This is a genomic window from Aeromonas sp. 55A, from assembly GCF_051919665.1.
Lineage (GTDB): Bacteria > Pseudomonadota > Gammaproteobacteria > Enterobacterales > Aeromonadaceae > Aeromonas > Aeromonas veronii.
Genome location: NZ_JBQBEH010000008.1, coordinates 807,580 through 822,474 on the forward strand (window position 1 = coordinate 807,580; position 14,895 = coordinate 822,474).

Sequence of the window (14,895 nt, forward strand, 5' to 3'; positions counted from 1 at the left end):
ATCGCATTTATGCCTGATAACCGTCGTAGTGATTGCGCCGTGACCTCCGTAACATGAGCGCCATTCTGCCCCTGCCAAGGGGCGCTCGATTGGAGTTCTTATGAAGCAGTCCCAATGGTCATCCCGACTCGGCTACATCCTCGCCGCAGCGGGTTCCGCGGTCGGTATCGGCGCAATCTGGAAATTTCCCTACGTCACTGCCGTCAACGGCGGCGGCGCCTTCCTGCTGGTCTTTCTGCTGTTCAGCTTCACCCTGGGGGTGGCGGTATTGATGGGGGAGACCCTGCTCGGCAGCATGAGTCGCCGCGGGGTAGTCGGAGCCTTCTCCGATCTGCTCGGTAAACAGTGGCGCTGGGTTGGGGTAATGGGGGTGATCTCTACCCTGCTCATCTACTGCTTCTACAGCGTGGTGGGCGGCTGGACCCTGGGTTATACCGGCATGGCCATCTCCGGTCAGCTCAACCATGGGGATGCGGCGGCCCTCACCGCCCGCTTCAATGACTATGTCAGCGGCGACGTCTGGCCAATCCTCACTCACCTGCTGTTTGCCGCCCTCACCTGGATGGTGGTGCAAGGGGGCATTCAGAAAGGGGTGGAGCGCACCTTGCGCTGGATGATGCCGGCCCTGTTCCTGATGATCCTGATGCTGGTCGCCTTTGGCCTCACACTGCCCAATGCGATGGCGGGGGTACGTCACTTCCTGATGCCCGACTTCAGCAAGCTGGGGATGTCCGGCGTGCTCGATGCCATGGGGCTGGCCTTCTTCTCCCTCTCCATCGGTCTTGGCATCCACACCACCTACGGCGCCTATCTGCCGACCAGCGAAGGGGTTGGTCGCTCCAGCCTCTGGGTGGTGCTGCTGGCCAGCATGGTGGCAGTGCTGGCGGGTTTGATGATCTTCCCGGTGCTGGCCTCGACCGGTATCGACCCGGCCTCCGGCCCCGGTCTCACCTTTATGACCATGCCGGCGGTATTTCAACTGCTGCCCTTCGGTCAGGTGCTTGAGGTGATCTTCTTCGCCCTGCTGGTCTTTGCGGCGCTCTCCTCGGCCATCTCCCTGCTGGAGCATTTGCAGTGCTTCCTGTGCGAGACCTGGGGCTGGTCACGCCGCACGGCCTGCAGCGCCATCACTGGATTCGTCATGGTTAGCGGTGTTCCGGTCAGCCTGTCGTTTGGCCCGCTGCAACACGCAACCCTGTTTGGCAAAACCATTTTCGAGTTGCTGGACTTTGTCACCTCCAACCTGATGATGCCGCTGTTCGGCCTGATGCTGACGCTGCTGCTGGGCTGGAAACTGGGGCGCAAGGCGCCGCCGCAGGGGATTGCCAGCCACTGGCATCACTTGCTGATGAACTGCTGGCGCTGGATTGCCCCCTTGCTGATCGGCGGGATCTTGATTCGCGGTCTGGTGTGACGGTTACTCTTCGCGGGTGGGCTCATCGGCCCGCCCCTGGGCGGCTCTGACGGCCTCCAGGGCATGCTGCCAGCGGGTGATCTCGGCATCATCCGTTCCCTTGGAGAAGACGATATAGAGACCGGCCTGATGGAGCAGTACCCCACTGCTGACGATGCTGCGCAGGGATAACCCCATCTTGTCGAGGGTGGCCTCCATCACCAGCTCCGCCATCGGCAAGGCATCGATCTTGCCCAGCATCAGCCGCTCTATCGCCTCCCCGACTGTCTTGTAGCGCACCAGATTGGTGTAGCCCTCATGGGTCAGCCGCACGTCATCGGCATTACCCAGCACGACCCCCACTCTGGGCAGATCCCGCAGCTGTGCCAGCGAGGTCAGCGGGTGGCGACTATCCGGCGCCTGATAGATAAAGACCCGATTGATAAAGAGCGGGCCAACCCATTTGAAATGAGACTCCCGCTCCGGGAGCCGCTGTACCACGAACAGTCCATAGCCGGGCTCGACCCGTGCCAGCGCCAGCGCCCGCTTGAGCGGGTAAATCCGCACCGGATAGCGGGTGCCAAGCTCCTCCTGCACCTCATCGATCAGGCGAATGGCAAATCCGTCGAGCTTGCCGTCGCGGTATTCGGTAAAGGGGGGTAAGTCGTGACTCAGCAGGGTTAATCCGGGCTGCGCCGACACACTCAGGCTGATCAGTAACCAGGGCAACACCATCCATCTCATACGACATCCTGTTTCATCGTTGTTCCCGTCAGCGCCATGTAGCGGTCACTAGTTCCAGAAGAAGCTACGTCGATTATCGCCCAGTAAATAGCCACAAGGTAGAAAAGATACGGCCCGGCAACGCGCTCGCCGATTGAGTTGTACGTAAGTCAGAGTGGTGACAGCGGCACACATAAAAAAATTTTGATTTTATGTGTCAATTATTCTTTCCATGGTTTAGGCTGTTTCCTCATTCATAAGTCAGGTTGCCACCTCATGTCTGCCATCCTCGTGCTGTTTGGTCGATTTTTTAGCTCGCAAGAGAGGTGACCTTGCACGCACAGTTTTTCTGAATGTTCATTGCAAAGGTCGCCTCAGGCGGCCTTTTTTATGGTCTGTCGTTTATTGCTACTCAGGAGTATTGCTTCGATGTCGTGTTACCCGGAGGTTGTATGAGCCAGGTTCAGTGGTCTTCCCGTCTCGGTCATGTGCTGGCCGCAGCAGGCACAGCGATTGGCCTTGGTGCCATCTGGAAGTTTCCCTATGTGACCGCCACCAATGGCGGTGGCGCCTTTCTGCTGGTGTTTCTGTTGTTCAGCTTCACCTTGGGGGTAGCGGTACAGGTCGGCGAAACCCTGCTCGGCAGCCATAGCCAGCGCGGGGTGCTCGGCGCTTTTCGCAAACTGGTGGGGCCGAACTGGCGCTGGATGGGGTATATGGGGATCGCCTGCGGCTTCTTTATCTACAGCTTCTACAGCGTGGTAGGCGGCTGGACCGTGGGTTACGCCGCGCTGGCGATGGCTGGCAAGCTCAATCTGAGCGAAGGAAGCGCCCTCACCGCCCTGTTCAACGGCTATGTCAGCAACCCCTGGTGGCCGGTGCTGACCCATCTGATCTTCGCAGGTCTGACCTGGTGGTTCGTGCAGGGGGGTATTCAGAAAGGGGTGGAGCGGGCACTGCGCTGGATGATGCCCGCGCTCTTCATCATGATGCTGCTGCTGGTGGGGGTCGGTCTCTCCATGCCGGGCTCCATGGCGGGTGTGCGCCAGCTGCTGCTGCCGGACTTCTCCATGCTGACCGGCCAGAGCGTGCTGGACGCGCTGGGGCTGGCCTTCTTCTCCCTCTCCATCGGGCTCGGGGTACACACTACCTATGGCGCCTACCTGCCCAATAGCGAAGGGGTGCTGCGCTCCGGGGTCTGGGTGGTCACACTGGCAAGCCTTATCTCGGTGCTGGCGGGCTTGATGATCTTTCCGGCGCTGGCCTCTACCGGCATAGACCCCACTGCCGGGCCGGGTCTCACCTTTATGACCATGCCTGCCGTGTTCAGCCATCTGCCGTTCGGTCAGGGGCTGGGGGTGGTCTTCTTCCTGTTGCTGTTGGTGGCGGCGCTCTCCTCCTCTATCTCCATGCTGGAGCATCTGGTGCGCTTCACCACCGAGGAGTGGGGTTGGTCGCGTCGTGGCGCCTGCCGGGTACTGACCCTGCTTATCATGGCCTCCGGCATTCCGGTGAGCCTGTCGTTCGGTCCATGGAGCGATCTGACCCTGTTTGGCAAGACCATCTTCGAGCTGCTCGACTATCTGACCTCCAACCTGATGATGCCGCTGTTTGGTCTGGTACTGACCCTGCTGCTGGGCTGGCGCCTGGGTGATGCCATTCTCCCTGTAGGCCTGTCACCCGCCCTGCGTCTGGCGCTGCTCTGGTGCTGGCGCGTGGTGGCGCCGCTGCTGATCAGCGGGATCCTGATCCGCGGGATCATGTAACGCTTTGCGAATCCGTGCGGGCAGGCCTTGGCCTGCCCTTTTTATTGCTGGCGTTTACTTTATTACAGGCATTCATATGAGCAGCATCACGATGGACAGGAGTGCAGTCGGGCAATCTCGGAAGAGCAGGATGAAGAAGGATCGGAGTGGCAGAGTGGCAGAGTGGCAGAGTGGCAGAGGGCACTATAAGAGGTAGTGCTCGGCTCGCCACAACGGCAACAGAAGACGCTGGAGTACTGAATTGCGGGCAAAAAAAATCCCCATCTGAATGGGGACTTTCTCTGCAATCGCAGCTGATATCTCAGCCTCGCTTGCGAATATGGTGGTCGTTACTGGGATCGAACCAGTGACCCCCTCCTTGTAAGGGAGGTGCTCTCCCAGCTGAGCTAAACGACCTGGGATTCTTGAAATGATGGTGGGTCGTGCTGGATTCGAACCAGCGACCAATTGATTAAAAGTCAACTGCTCTACCGACTGAGCTAACGACCCATCTAAATCATTTTTCTACAAAATGGTGGTCGTTACTGGGATCGAACCAGTGACCCCCTCCTTGTAAGGGAGGTGCTCTCCCAGCTGAGCTAAACGACCTGGGATTCTTGAAATGATGGTGGGTCGTGCTGGATTCGAACCAGCGACCAATTGATTAAAAGTCAACTGCTCTACCGACTGAGCTAACGACCCATCTAAATCATTTTTTTAAACTTTTTACTGCAAATATGGTGGTCGTTACTGGGATCGAACCAGTGACCCCCTCCTTGTAAGGGAGGTGCTCTCCCAGCTGAGCTAAACGACCTGGGATTCTGAAATGATGGTGGGTCGTGCTGGATTCGAACCAGCGACCAATTGATTAAAAGTCAACTGCTCTACCGACTGAGCTAACGACCCATCTAAATCATTTTTTTAAACTTTTTACTGCAAATATGGTGGTCGTTACTGGGATCGAACCAGTGACCCCCTCCTTGTAAGGGAGGTGCTCTCCCAGCTGAGCTAAACGACCTGGGATTCTGAAATGATGGTGGGTCGTGCTGGATTCGAACCAGCGACCAATTGATTAAAAGTCAACTGCTCTACCGACTGAGCTAACGACCCATCTAAATCATTTTTTTAAACTTTTTACTGCAAATATGGTGGTCGTTACTGGGATCGAACCAGTGACCCCCTCCTTGTAAGGGAGGTGCTCTCCCAGCTGAGCTAAACGACCTGGGATTCTGAAATGATGGTGGGTCGTGCTGGATTCGAACCAGCGACCAATTGATTAAAAGTCAACTGCTCTACCGACTGAGCTAACGACCCATCTAAATCATTTTTTTCTACAAACTGGTGGTCGTTACTGGGATCGAACCAGTGACCCCCTCCTTGTAAGGGAGGTGCTCTCCCAGCTGAGCTAAACGACCTGGGAATTCTGTCTCCACCAAGTGGAGAAAATGGTGGGTCGTGCTGGATTCGAACCAGCGACCAATTGATTAAAAGTCAACTGCTCTACCGACTGAGCTAACGACCCTCACCACGACCAGTTCCGACTGCATTACTGCTTCGGCTCTGACGGCGGCCTATATTACGGATTTAAATTTCCGGTGCAACAGAAAATTCGTAATTTAAATCCGTTTGCTCACTGTGCGTACAAATGCAGGCTGTTTTTACAGTAGCGTTACGAAAACAGTGACATACAGCAATGTTACAGCTTGGCCAGACTCTGTTTGGCCAACTGGGCCGGCGAGGTGTTGGGATAGCCCTTGATCACCTGCTCATAGAAGGATCTGGCTTCCGCCTTCTTGCCATCCAGCTGCGCCAGCATACCCAGCTTCAGCAACGCATCGGCTCGCTTGGGGGATTTGCTGTATTTGTTGGCCACGGTCGAAAACTGGGCCGAGGCACCGGCTCTGTCACCCTTGTTGAACAGCAACTGGCCGAGCCAGTAGTGTGCATTGGGAACATAGCCCGAATTGGGGTACTGCTTGATAAAGCCCTGGAAAGCCGGAATGGCTTTGTCGTAGTTCTTCTCTTTGAGCACCATGTTGACCGCTGCGTCGTAGGCCTGGTTCTCATCCTGATTGGTTGAGTAATTGGCGGCAGCAGCCGGTGTGGCAGCAGCAGGGGCCGGGGCGGCTGGAGCAGCTTGCTGGCTGCTGGCAACCTTGTCGAGCTCCTGGTAGAGCTGGCGCTGGCGCTCTTGCGACTGTTCCATCTGGTAGGTCTGCTGCTCCAGCTGACCACGCAGCTCGGAGACCTCCCCTTGCAGGGAGTCGACCTGCTGCTGCAATTCAGCTTGCAGTCGCAGACGGGCATTGAGGGTGCGCTCCAGCAGGGCAACCCGATCTTCCAGGCTACCGGTGGGCACGATGGCGCCGTTGTTGCCACTAAGGACAACGCCACCACCCGAGTCACCGCCCAGATCGCTGACCGGTGCTGCAGCTTGCGCATTCAGAGCAACCATTACGGCCAGCGCAACGACAGCTTGCTTGTACACAGATTTCATTCGGATCAAACCTTAGCGTTTAGTACAGATAAAACGGCCAGCGCCATCGTCGCTCGCATATGCAGATTTCATTCGGATCAAACCTTGGCGTTTAGTGCAAATAAAACGGCCATCGAAATGGCCGCTTGCATATAAACGAACTTCGTTCGGTTTAAACCTTAGTAAACCAGAACCGCGCGGCGGTTTTTGGCAAAGGCATCCTCGGTGTGAGACATGTCCAGCGGCTTCTCTTCGCCATAGCTGACGATGGAGAGCTGCTCGGCCTGCACACCCAGGGTTTGCAGATACTTGGCAACAGCCTTGGCACGACGCTCGCCCAGGGCGATGTTGTACTCCGGAGTACCGCGCTCATCTGCGTGACCTTCGATCAGGACTTTCACGCTCGGGCGCTCGCGCAGGTAGCTGGCGTGGGCATCCAGCAGATCAGCGTACTGACCCTGGATATCGTAACCGTCGAACGGGAAGTAGATCACGTTGTCACGCTGCAGTGCTTCGAACTTCTGACGCATCTGCTCTTCCGGGGACAACATGCCGTTGGCGCCGCCGGTTTGTACACCGCCCATGCCGTCGGTCATACCTGATTCAGCGCCAGCGGCGTCGGAATCAGAAGAAGAACTACAAGCGGCCAGGGTGAACAGTGGCAGTGCGATGGCCAAACCCTTGAGCAGTTTATTGAGTTGCATGCTATTTCCTTAAACCTTTATAACAAAACAAAAAACAATTGGATTTTTATCAATTCAAGAAGGGCGACCAAGCTGGTGCACGAATTTCACCGCTACTGGTCGGAAGCACAGCCTTGAAGCGACCATCAGTCGACACCAATGCGAGACTCTTACGACCCTGATAGATGGTGGCATAAATGATCATGCTGCCATTGGGAGCCACACTTGGCGACTCATCCAGAGCGCTCTGGGTAAGGACCAACAGGGCATTGTTTTCCATGTCCTGACGGGCAATACGATACTGTCCCTGAACACGGGTCACCATCACCATGATTTTGCCATCAGGAGTGATGGATGCACCCTGGTTGGATTCACCTTCCCAAGTCATCCGGCGAGTCATACCAGTCGCCAAATTTACGCTATAAATCTGGGGTTTGCCACCACGTTCAGAGGTGAACAACAAATTTTGCCCATCCGGCATCCAGGAGGGTTCGGTGTCGATCACACGGCTGGTTGTGACGCGGGTCAGCTGCTTGCTAGCGACATCAACCACATAGAGGTTCGGTGAACCATCTTTGGAGAGAACGATAGCCAGACGACGACCATCCGGAGACCACTCCGGCGCCCCGTTGATACCGCGGAAACTGGTGATCAGACTGCGCTGCTGGGTGTAGATATCCTGCACGTAGATTTCGGACTTCTGGTTCTCGAAGCTCACGTAAGCCAGCTTGCTGCCATCCGGCGACCAGGCCGGGGACATCAACGGTTCGCGGGAGCGCAGCAGGGTCTTCTCGTTGTAACCGTCGTAGTCAGAAATGCGCAGCTGGTACGGGAACTGGGTACCCTGCTGTACGGAGACGTAAGCCAGACGGGTCAGGAAGGCACCGCGCTCGCCAGTCAGACGCTCATAGACGATGTCGGAGATACGGTGGGCAAACTGACGCATCTGGGCACCCGGGATGGTCGCCATGCGGCTATCCAGGATGTAACCGTTGCTCTCGCCACCTTGCGCCTTGGCCAGCTGGCCTTTCAGCACATCGACCAGCTCGAAGTTGACCTTGTAGGTGCCGTCACCTACTGCCGAAATGGAACCCACCACCACGGCTTCAACCCCTTGAGCGGCCCAGGGAGCGAAGTTGATCTCGCTGCTGCTGCTCGGGGTCTGCGGCATCTGGCCACGGGCCAGCGGCTTGAATTTGCCACTGCGCATCAGGTCGTTGGAGACCACTTCCGCGATGTCCTGCGGCAACTGCCCGTTGCCTTCCCACTTGAAGGGGGCGACGGCGATGGGGCGTGCGCTATCAATACCGCCGGTGATGACGATGTCCAGGGCCGCCTGGGCACTCTGGCCCAGCAACAAACAGCCAACCAAAGCAAAAAATACTTTTCTGATCATGGCTTAAATACTCGGTTCCAATAAAGATGAGAGGTTAAATTCCTTTCTCGGCGAGAGGTTGCCAACCGGAGGCAAGCAACCTCGTTTTATCACGCTTAGATACTCGGTTCTAACTTCAGGTTAAATTCCTTCAACATCTCGAATGCCGCAGGATCCTTGGGCACTGGCAGTTGATTGGCTTTCAAGACAGCCGCCTTACCCGAACGACAGACCGCCGGGTCACCCTGGCCGTTATCTACCGATATGACAAAGCCACTGCTCGCAAGACGTACGCCGATAGTACATGTTTTGCCCCGCATGGTGGGATCCAAAATCATATACCGCTCAACAGTGGCCTTGATGAGCGCCGCATACTTGTCGACCTCACCTTGTGCCGCTGCAGAGGCAGCCTGGCTGCGGGCATTGGCTTCAGCCGCCAGCTGCTGCTGCATCATGGCTTCCATCTCTTTTTGCAGTCTGGCCTCCTCGGCCGCTTTGCGTTTGCGTTCTGCCGCGATCTTGGCCTGCTTCTCGGCTTCAGCCTTGGCTTTCTTCTCTGCGTCAGCTTTTGCCTTTTTGGCTGCCTCTTCCTTGGCCTTCTTCTCAGCCTCGGCTTTGGCTTTTTTCTCAGCCTCTGCCTTGGCTTTCTTCTCTGCCTCAGCCTTGGCCTTCTTGTCAGCTTCCGCTTTCTTGGCTTTGGCCTCCTCGGCTTTAGCCTTCTCTTCCGCCTGTTTTTTCTCGAGCTCTTTCTTTTTCTTCAGCGCCAGTGCCTTGGCCTCTTCAGCAGCCTTGCGCTCGGCTTCCGCCTTCTTGGCCTTCTGCTCTTCCAGCTTGCGGGCCTCCTCGGCTTTCTGCGCCTTCTCTTCCGCCCGCTTCTGCTCGGCAACTTTTTTCTGCTTCTCAGCCTCGGCCTTGCGGGTCGCCTCTTCTGCTTCTTTCCGCTTGGCCTCGGCAATACGCAGCCGTTCCTGCTGCTGGGCTAGTTCGCGTTTGGCAAGATCCGTATCTTCCTTATCCTTCTCTTTCTCTACCTTCTGCGGCTTGGGCTGAGCTTTCTGCTGCTGGATCTGCTTGGCCTGCTCGTTGAGGAAGTTCTCATCAAGCATCACGGCATTGACGATCTGCCCCTTCGATTCGGGTCGTTTCGGTTTGCTGAAATCGAGCCCGACAAACAGGATGATGCCGATGATCAGGTGCAGCAGAAACGACGCGATGAGATAACCGGAAATACCACGCTTCACATCCATCTCCGTTAGTTCACCGGATCTGTCATCAGGCCAACCTGAGGCACACCCGCATTCTTGAGGGCCACCATCAACAGGATCACCTCTTCGTAGCGCACGGCCTTGTCACCCGCGACCACCACGGGGGCATTCTGGTTGATCGCCAGATAGCCCATGGCTTTTTCGGTGATGTATTGCTGCATCGCCTCTGGCGTGCCACTTGGCACCGGCTCGTCATCGGCTTCGCCAGCCTTGATGACATACTCGCCTTCGGTATTGACGCTGACGATGAAGGGCGGCTTGGCATCTTCCGGCAACTGCTCGGACTCAGCCTGCGGCAGATCCACCTTGACCCCTTGCGTGATCACCGGCGTGACCGCCATAAAGATGATAAGCAGCACCAGCATGACGTCGATATAGGGAACCACGTTGATCTCGGCCACCTTCTTGCGCCGGATCCGCTGATAGGTTTGCATTACTGATCACCCTGCTGCTGAGCAATTTGACGGTTCAGAATGGTGGTGAACTCGTCCATGAAGTTGGCGTAGGCGTTCTCCAGCCGCTCGACCTTGTTGGAGAAGCGGTTGTAGAAGATTACCGCCGGGATAGCGGCAAACAGACCCATTGCGGTCGCAATCAGCGCTTCCGCGATACCCGGTGCCACCATCTGCAGGGTGGCCTGCTGCACCTGACCCAGGGCGATAAAGGCGTTCATGATCCCCCAGACGGTACCGAACAGACCGATGTAGGGGCTGATGGAGCCGATGGTCGCCAGCACCGGCAGGTTGGATTCCAGATCATCCACCGCACGGGAGAGGGAGACGCGCATGGCACGGTAGGTACCATCCATCACCGCATCCTGACCACGGGCACCGGCCTTGAGCAAGCGGGCATACTCCTTGAAGCCGGAGTAGAAGATATCTTCCATGCCTTCGATATCATCGCGGCGGGAAGATGACTCCTGATAGAGCCGATTGAGATCGACCCCTGACCAGAAGCGATCTTCAAACTGTTCCGATGCGAGATTGGCCGCCTTGATCGCCTTTGAACGCTGGATAATCAGCGCCCACGAGACAATAGACATGCTCATCAGGGTCATCATGACCAGTTTTACCAACAGGCTGGCTTGCCAAAACAGGCCAATAAACGAAATTTCAGCGTGCACTTAACAGCACTCCCTTGATTTTTTCAGGTATAGCTACAGGTTTCATTTGCGGATGACTGACACAGGCTATCTGTACCATGGCCTGGGTGATCAGTCGTCCATCAGCCGCCAGGATCTGCTGCGAAAAGCGCAGGGATGCGCGTTTCACTTCAATCACTTGCGTTAATACATTCAATAGTTCATTAAAACGGGCCGCCGAGCGGAAATCGATCTCAGTTCGGCTCACCACGAAGGCATATCCCTCCTGCAGCCAGACGTCCTGTTCGACCCCTTTGGCACGAAGAAACTCGGTGCGAGCACGTTCCATAAACTTGAGATAATTGGCGTTGTAGACGATGCCCCCGGCGTCGGTGTCTTCGTAGTAGACACGCACCGGAAACTCAAAGACTTCCCCCATAACAATCTGTGATCCATTCGACAGTCAGATGGGGGGCTATCATAGCGCAGGGCTGAATAGGAAAGAAGCAGGGGGAGACAGGGAAATCCTGCCTCCCCCCGTTTTTTATGAAAGGAAATATGAATGTGTCAGCCAGAGGCCATACAACAAACTGGGCCAGGCGAGCCAGGGGTTGAACAGCACACGTCCGGGCAGACTTTTCAGATGAAAGCCAAGTCCGTTAAGTACGCCACAACAGACGGCCCACATCAGCCAGGGAGCAAGCCAGAGACCATGCTCGCTGGTGTTGGCCGCGATCAGATTGGGGGCCTGTAAAATAGCGACGGCCAACAAGGCCGCCGCGAGTAACATCAACCCCTGCCACGGCTGCCGCTCCAGTGGAGCGGCGAGCCTGGCGAGTCGATCACTTGTTTTCATCGATCTGACGATCCATGTTCTCGGTGTGTTCCAGCCACAGCGCATTGATGATGCCAAATGCACAGGCCAGCAACAGCCCCAGGATCCAGGTGAAATACCACATTGTCAGCGCACCTCTTAATAGAGAGATTGTTGGTTATCTTCGATGTGCTTGTTGGTTACCCGGCCAAACATCTTGATGTAAGTCCAGATGGTGTAACCCAGCACAATCGGTACGAAGATCGCTGCAGCCACAGTCATCACCTGCAAGGTGTTGAAAGAGGCGGTAGCATCCCACATGGTCAGGCTCAGTGACGGCTCAAGGCTTGAAGGCATCACGAACGGGAACATGGAGAAACCGGCAGTGAGGATGACCCCGGCAATCGCCAGCGAGGAGCTGGTAAACGCCAGCCAACCGATGTTCATGCGGGCAAACAGCGCAGTCAGCAGGCTCATGGCCAGGCCCAGTACAGGGGCAGCCACCATCCACGGATAGAGGGTGTAGTTGTTCATCCAGGCACCAGCCTGCAGGACAACTTCCTTGTTCATCGGGTTGGATACTGCGTCAGTCGCGGCAGCCTTGACGATGACATACCCTTCCATACCGCTTACCCACCAACCCGCGGCAGCAAACAGCACCAGGGTCAGCAGTGAGCAGATCATGGCGGCAGTACGGGAACGTGCCAGCACTTCCCCGTCGGTCTTCATCATCAACCAGGTTGCGCCCTGGGTGAGCAGCATGAACAGGCTCACCAGACCAGCCAGAATGCCGAACGGGTTAAGCAGGCCGAAGAAGTTGCCGTGATAGGTCAATATCATGAACTGGTTAAACTCGAACGGAACGCCTTGCAGCAGGTTGCCAAAGGCCACACCAAAGACGATGGGCGGTACGGCGCTACCGGCGAACAAGGCCCAGTCCCAGTTGCTGCGCCATTTTGCATCAGCACGCAGCGAGCGGTACTTGAAACCGACCGGACGCAGGAACAGCGCCATCAAGGTCAGGATCATGGCGATGTAGAAGCCGGAGAAGGTCGCGGCATACACCATCGGCCAGGCGGCGAACAAGGCACCACCGGCAGTGACCAGCCAAACCTGGTTACCTTCCCAGTGCGGTCCCATGGTGTTGAGCATCACGCGGCGCTCGACATCTTTCTTGCCAACGAACGGGAGCAGTGCGCCTACCCCCATGTCGAAGCCGTCAGTGATGGCAAAACCGATCAGCAGTACGCCGACCAGAGCCCACCAGATGACACGCAGAGTTTCGTAATCAAACATGGTCGCTCTCCTTATGCCTTGATCTGTTCAAAGTGATACTTGCCAGTCTTCAGGCTGCTGGGGCCAAGACGGGCATACTTGAACATCAGGTACATCTCGATAACCAGAAGTACGGTATAGAACAGGCAGATACCGATCAGAGAGAACCAGATCTCGGCTGCAGGCAGGTTGGATGCAGAGAGGGAAGTCGGCAACACCTCTGCAATGGTCCACGGTTGGCGACCATATTCAGCAACAAACCAGCCAGCTTCGATAGCGATCCACGGCAGCGGGATACCCCACAGCAGACCCTTGAGCAGCCACTTGCGCTTGCCGATCTGGTGACGGGCACTGTCATAGAAGGCCATACCAATCAGCACCAGCATCAGCATGCCGACGGCAACCATGATGCGGAAGGCGAAGAACAGCGGCAGTACCTGCGGGATGGAGTCATCCACGGCGGCCTTGATCTGCTCGTCGGTAGCATCGGTCACGTTGCTGGTGTAGCGCTTGAGCAGCAGACCGTAGCCCAGATCCTGCTTCACTTCGTCGAAGCGAGCGCGGGTCTCGTCAGACTTGTCACCGGATTGCAGCTTGGTCAGCAAGTCGTAAGCGGTCATACCGTTACGAACGCGCAGTTCGTGCTCGCTCTTCAGATCCTTCAGACCGGTGACCTGACCGTCCAGAGAACGGGTCGCGATAATGCCCAGTGCATAGGGGATCTTGATGGCGTAGTCGGTACGCATCTCTTCCTGATTCGGAATACCGAACAGGGTAAAGGCGGCCGGAGCAGGTTCAGTTTCCCACTCAGCTTCGATAGCGGCCAGTTTCACCTTCTGCACTTCACCGGTCTCGTAACCGGATTCGTCACCGAGGATCAGCACGGACACGATGGAAGCCATACCGAACGCAGCGGCAATGGCGAAGGAGCGACGGGCAAACGCCACATCACGATTCTTCAACAGGTAGTAGGAGGAGATACCCAGCACAAACATGGCGCCACAGGTATAACCAGCCGCCACAGTGTGAACGAACTTGACCTGAGCAACAGGGTTGAGCACCACGTCAGCGAAGCTCATCATCTCCATCCGCATGGATTCGAAGTTGAACTCTGCCCCGACCGGGTTCTGCATCCAGCCGTTGGCGACCAGGATCCAGAGGGCGGAGAGGTTGGTACCCAGCGCCATCAACCAGGTGGCAGCCAGATGCTGATGCTTACTCAGACGATCCCAACCAAAGAAGAACATACCGACGAAGGTGGACTCCAGGAAGAAGGCCATCAGCCCTTCGATAGCCAGCGGGGCCCCGAAGATATCGCCGACATAATGGGAGTAGTACGCCCAGTTCGTCCCGAACTGGAACTCCATGGCCAGACCTGTGGTGACCCCCAGGGCAAAGTTGATACCAAACAACTTACCCCAGAATTTGGTCATGTCCCGGTAGATGGTGTTGTTGGTCATCACATAGACGGATTCCATGATCGCCAGGAGAAAGGCCATTCCCAGCGTCAGGGGTACAAACAAAAAGTGATAAAGGGCCGTCGCAGCGAACTGGAACCGCGATAGGTCTACCACATGCTCAGCAATCATGATGTTTCCTCACCGATTATTGGCACGGCTATTTTAAGTTTTAAGCACAAAGCTTCCGTTGGGGGTTATCGAATGGGCCCCGTTGAGACGCATCACAACAAAACACTTTCAGTAACCACCAATATTAACAACAAGGCAACGCAAAAACACAAATAAAGCTAATGTTTAACAATTAAAAAACAATAAGCTTCAATTTATTCTCGCTCATTATGACCGGGTTTTTATATCACCTTTATTTGATTGAAATCAATGTAAAAGGACCCGCCATACATGGCTTTCAAAGCCATGTTTAATCTATTTCACGATTATTGAAGCGAGCCAGATCACAAAAGATGACAATGCGTAAAATATTGATTTAAATCAATTTAAGAATTTGACATCCGGCCACCCCATTTAATTTGAAAAATGTCGATGACGCGCCTTTTTCCATGTTATCCAGGTCAGGCGAACTGATTCGAAAACTCAATTTAAAACTA

The 14,895-nt window shown here is 55.8% G+C and carries 14 protein-coding genes and 12 tRNA genes; 2 read left to right on the forward strand and 24 right to left on the reverse strand.

What is annotated here, in order from left to right:
- Positions 1 to 100 precede the first annotated feature (100 nt).
- A complete protein-coding gene (locus tag ACTG2G_RS07640; protein WP_042052423.1) occupies positions 101 to 1,414 on the forward strand; it encodes a sodium-dependent transporter in 1,314 nt (437 codons plus the stop codon).
- A gap of 3 nt (positions 1,415 to 1,417) precedes the next feature.
- Here ACTG2G_RS07640 and ACTG2G_RS07645 read toward each other — a convergent pair whose 3' ends face one another.
- Positions 1,418 to 2,137, reverse strand: a complete 720-nt coding sequence (locus ACTG2G_RS07645) for a substrate-binding periplasmic protein (RefSeq protein WP_421387002.1) — start codon at positions 2,135 to 2,137, stop codon at positions 1,418 to 1,420.
- Between the two features lie 431 nt (positions 2,138 to 2,568).
- On the opposite strand from ACTG2G_RS07645, the gene ACTG2G_RS07650 reads away from it, so the two are divergent.
- On the forward strand, positions 2,569 to 3,882 hold the full coding sequence (locus ACTG2G_RS07650) for a sodium-dependent transporter (RefSeq protein WP_005362979.1): 1,314 nt from the start codon (positions 2,569 to 2,571) through the stop codon (positions 3,880 to 3,882).
- Between the two features lie 320 nt (positions 3,883 to 4,202).
- Here ACTG2G_RS07650 and ACTG2G_RS07655 read toward each other — a convergent pair.
- The 23 genes from ACTG2G_RS07655 to ACTG2G_RS07765 all read right to left on the reverse strand — a co-directional run bounded on the left by ACTG2G_RS07655 (position 4,203) and on the right by ACTG2G_RS07765 (position 14,419).
- Positions 4,203 to 4,278: transfer RNA gene (locus tag ACTG2G_RS07655), tRNA-Val, on the reverse strand.
- A gap of 17 nt (positions 4,279 to 4,295) precedes the next feature.
- A tRNA-Lys gene (locus ACTG2G_RS07660) sits at positions 4,296 to 4,371 on the reverse strand.
- A 23-nt stretch (positions 4,372 to 4,394) separates the two neighbouring features.
- Positions 4,395 to 4,470 (reverse strand) — tRNA-Val (locus tag ACTG2G_RS07665).
- 17 nt (positions 4,471 to 4,487) lie between these two features.
- A tRNA-Lys gene (locus ACTG2G_RS07670) sits at positions 4,488 to 4,563 on the reverse strand.
- 36 nt (positions 4,564 to 4,599) lie between these two features.
- A tRNA-Val gene (locus ACTG2G_RS07675) sits at positions 4,600 to 4,675 on the reverse strand.
- Between the two features lie 16 nt (positions 4,676 to 4,691).
- Positions 4,692 to 4,767 (reverse strand) — tRNA-Lys (locus ACTG2G_RS07680).
- 36 nt (positions 4,768 to 4,803) lie between these two features.
- Positions 4,804 to 4,879: transfer RNA gene (locus tag ACTG2G_RS07685), tRNA-Val, on the reverse strand.
- Positions 4,880 to 4,895: 16 nt separating this feature from the next.
- Positions 4,896 to 4,971 (reverse strand) — tRNA-Lys (locus tag ACTG2G_RS07690).
- A gap of 36 nt (positions 4,972 to 5,007) precedes the next feature.
- Positions 5,008 to 5,083, reverse strand: a tRNA-Val gene (locus tag ACTG2G_RS07695).
- 16 nt (positions 5,084 to 5,099) lie between these two features.
- Positions 5,100 to 5,175 (reverse strand) — tRNA-Lys (locus ACTG2G_RS07700).
- 25 nt (positions 5,176 to 5,200) lie between these two features.
- Positions 5,201 to 5,276: transfer RNA gene (locus ACTG2G_RS07705), tRNA-Val, on the reverse strand.
- A 31-nt stretch (positions 5,277 to 5,307) separates the two neighbouring features.
- A tRNA-Lys gene (locus tag ACTG2G_RS07710) sits at positions 5,308 to 5,383 on the reverse strand.
- A gap of 174 nt (positions 5,384 to 5,557) precedes the next feature.
- Positions 5,558 to 6,358 carry a tol-pal system protein YbgF gene (ybgF, locus tag ACTG2G_RS07715; RefSeq protein WP_421255228.1) on the reverse strand — a complete coding sequence of 267 codons (801 nt, stop codon included), beginning with the start codon at positions 6,356 to 6,358 and terminating at the stop codon, positions 5,558 to 5,560.
- Positions 6,359 to 6,516: 158 nt separating this feature from the next.
- Entirely contained in the window at positions 6,517 to 7,041 is a 525-nt protein-coding gene (gene pal, locus ACTG2G_RS07720) for a peptidoglycan-associated lipoprotein Pal (RefSeq protein WP_005304908.1), read from the reverse strand.
- Between the two features lie 49 nt (positions 7,042 to 7,090).
- On the reverse strand, positions 7,091 to 8,416 hold the full coding sequence (tolB, locus tag ACTG2G_RS07725; protein WP_158112736.1) for a Tol-Pal system beta propeller repeat protein TolB: 1,326 nt from the start codon (positions 8,414 to 8,416) through the stop codon (positions 7,091 to 7,093).
- A 95-nt stretch (positions 8,417 to 8,511) separates the two neighbouring features.
- Entirely contained in the window at positions 8,512 to 9,642 is a 1,131-nt protein-coding gene (gene tolA / locus ACTG2G_RS07730) for a cell envelope integrity protein TolA (protein WP_216979490.1), read from the reverse strand.
- A gap of 5 nt (positions 9,643 to 9,647) precedes the next feature.
- Positions 9,648 to 10,094: a protein TolR gene (gene tolR, locus ACTG2G_RS07735; protein ID WP_005335733.1), complete on the reverse strand. Its 447-nt coding sequence runs from the start codon at positions 10,092 to 10,094 to the stop codon at positions 9,648 to 9,650.
- Entirely contained in the window at positions 10,094 to 10,783 is a 690-nt protein-coding gene (gene tolQ / locus ACTG2G_RS07740; protein ID WP_005335735.1) for a protein TolQ, read from the reverse strand. Before tolQ ends, tolR begins: the two co-directional genes overlap by 1 nt.
- Positions 10,773 to 11,180: a tol-pal system-associated acyl-CoA thioesterase gene (gene ybgC / locus ACTG2G_RS07745; RefSeq protein WP_005335737.1), complete on the reverse strand. Its 408-nt coding sequence runs from the start codon at positions 11,178 to 11,180 to the stop codon at positions 10,773 to 10,775. Before ybgC ends, tolQ begins: the two co-directional genes overlap by 11 nt.
- Positions 11,181 to 11,285: 105 nt before the next feature.
- Positions 11,286 to 11,597: a cyd operon YbgE family protein gene (locus ACTG2G_RS07750; protein WP_041202810.1), complete on the reverse strand. Its 312-nt coding sequence runs from the start codon at positions 11,595 to 11,597 to the stop codon at positions 11,286 to 11,288.
- Entirely contained in the window at positions 11,584 to 11,700 is a 117-nt protein-coding gene (gene cydX, locus ACTG2G_RS07755; RefSeq protein WP_005304933.1) for a cytochrome bd-I oxidase subunit CydX, read from the reverse strand. Before cydX ends, ACTG2G_RS07750 begins: the two co-directional genes overlap by 14 nt.
- Before the next feature lie 14 nt (positions 11,701 to 11,714).
- A complete protein-coding gene (cydB, locus tag ACTG2G_RS07760) occupies positions 11,715 to 12,851 on the reverse strand; it encodes a cytochrome d ubiquinol oxidase subunit II (RefSeq protein WP_439985344.1) in 1,137 nt (378 codons plus the stop codon).
- A gap of 11 nt (positions 12,852 to 12,862) precedes the next feature.
- Positions 12,863 to 14,419, reverse strand: coding sequence for a cytochrome ubiquinol oxidase subunit I (locus tag ACTG2G_RS07765; RefSeq protein WP_005335743.1), 1,557 nt, complete (start codon positions 14,417 to 14,419; stop codon positions 12,863 to 12,865).
- Positions 14,420 to 14,895: the final 476 nt, after the last annotated feature.

Excerpts from the sequence above, each read along its gene's own strand:
- pal (WP_005304908.1), bottom strand. The coding sequence starts at position 7,041 with ATGCAACTCAATAAACTGCTCAAGGGTTTGGCCATCGCACTGCCACTG.
- tolR (WP_005335733.1), bottom strand. The coding sequence starts at position 10,094 with ATGCAAACCTATCAGCGGATCCGGCGCAAGAAGGTGGCCGAGATCAAC.
- ybgF (WP_421255228.1), bottom strand. The coding sequence starts at position 6,358 with ATGAAATCTGTGTACAAGCAAGCTGTCGTTGCGCTGGCCGTAATGGTT.
- cydB (WP_439985344.1), bottom strand. The coding sequence starts at position 12,851 with ATGTTTGATTACGAAACTCTGCGTGTCATCTGGTGGGCTCTGGTCGGC.
- ACTG2G_RS07645 (WP_421387002.1), bottom strand. The coding sequence starts at position 2,137 with ATGAGATGGATGGTGTTGCCCTGGTTACTGATCAGCCTGAGTGTGTCG.
- ACTG2G_RS07750 (WP_041202810.1), bottom strand. The coding sequence starts at position 11,597 with ATGAAAACAAGTGATCGACTCGCCAGGCTCGCCGCTCCACTGGAGCGG.
- tolA (WP_216979490.1), bottom strand. The coding sequence starts at position 9,642 with ATGGATGTGAAGCGTGGTATTTCCGGTTATCTCATCGCGTCGTTTCTG.
- ACTG2G_RS07650 (WP_005362979.1), top strand. The coding sequence starts at position 2,569 with ATGAGCCAGGTTCAGTGGTCTTCCCGTCTCGGTCATGTGCTGGCCGCA.
- ybgC (WP_005335737.1), bottom strand. The coding sequence starts at position 11,180 with ATGGGGGAAGTCTTTGAGTTTCCGGTGCGTGTCTACTACGAAGACACC.
- ACTG2G_RS07765 (WP_005335743.1), bottom strand. The coding sequence starts at position 14,419 with ATGATTGCTGAGCATGTGGTAGACCTATCGCGGTTCCAGTTCGCTGCG.
- tolB (WP_158112736.1), bottom strand. The coding sequence starts at position 8,416 with ATGATCAGAAAAGTATTTTTTGCTTTGGTTGGCTGTTTGTTGCTGGGC.
- ACTG2G_RS07640 (WP_042052423.1), top strand. The coding sequence starts at position 101 with ATGAAGCAGTCCCAATGGTCATCCCGACTCGGCTACATCCTCGCCGCA.
- cydX (WP_005304933.1), bottom strand. The coding sequence starts at position 11,700 with ATGTGGTATTTCACCTGGATCCTGGGGCTGTTGCTGGCCTGTGCATTT.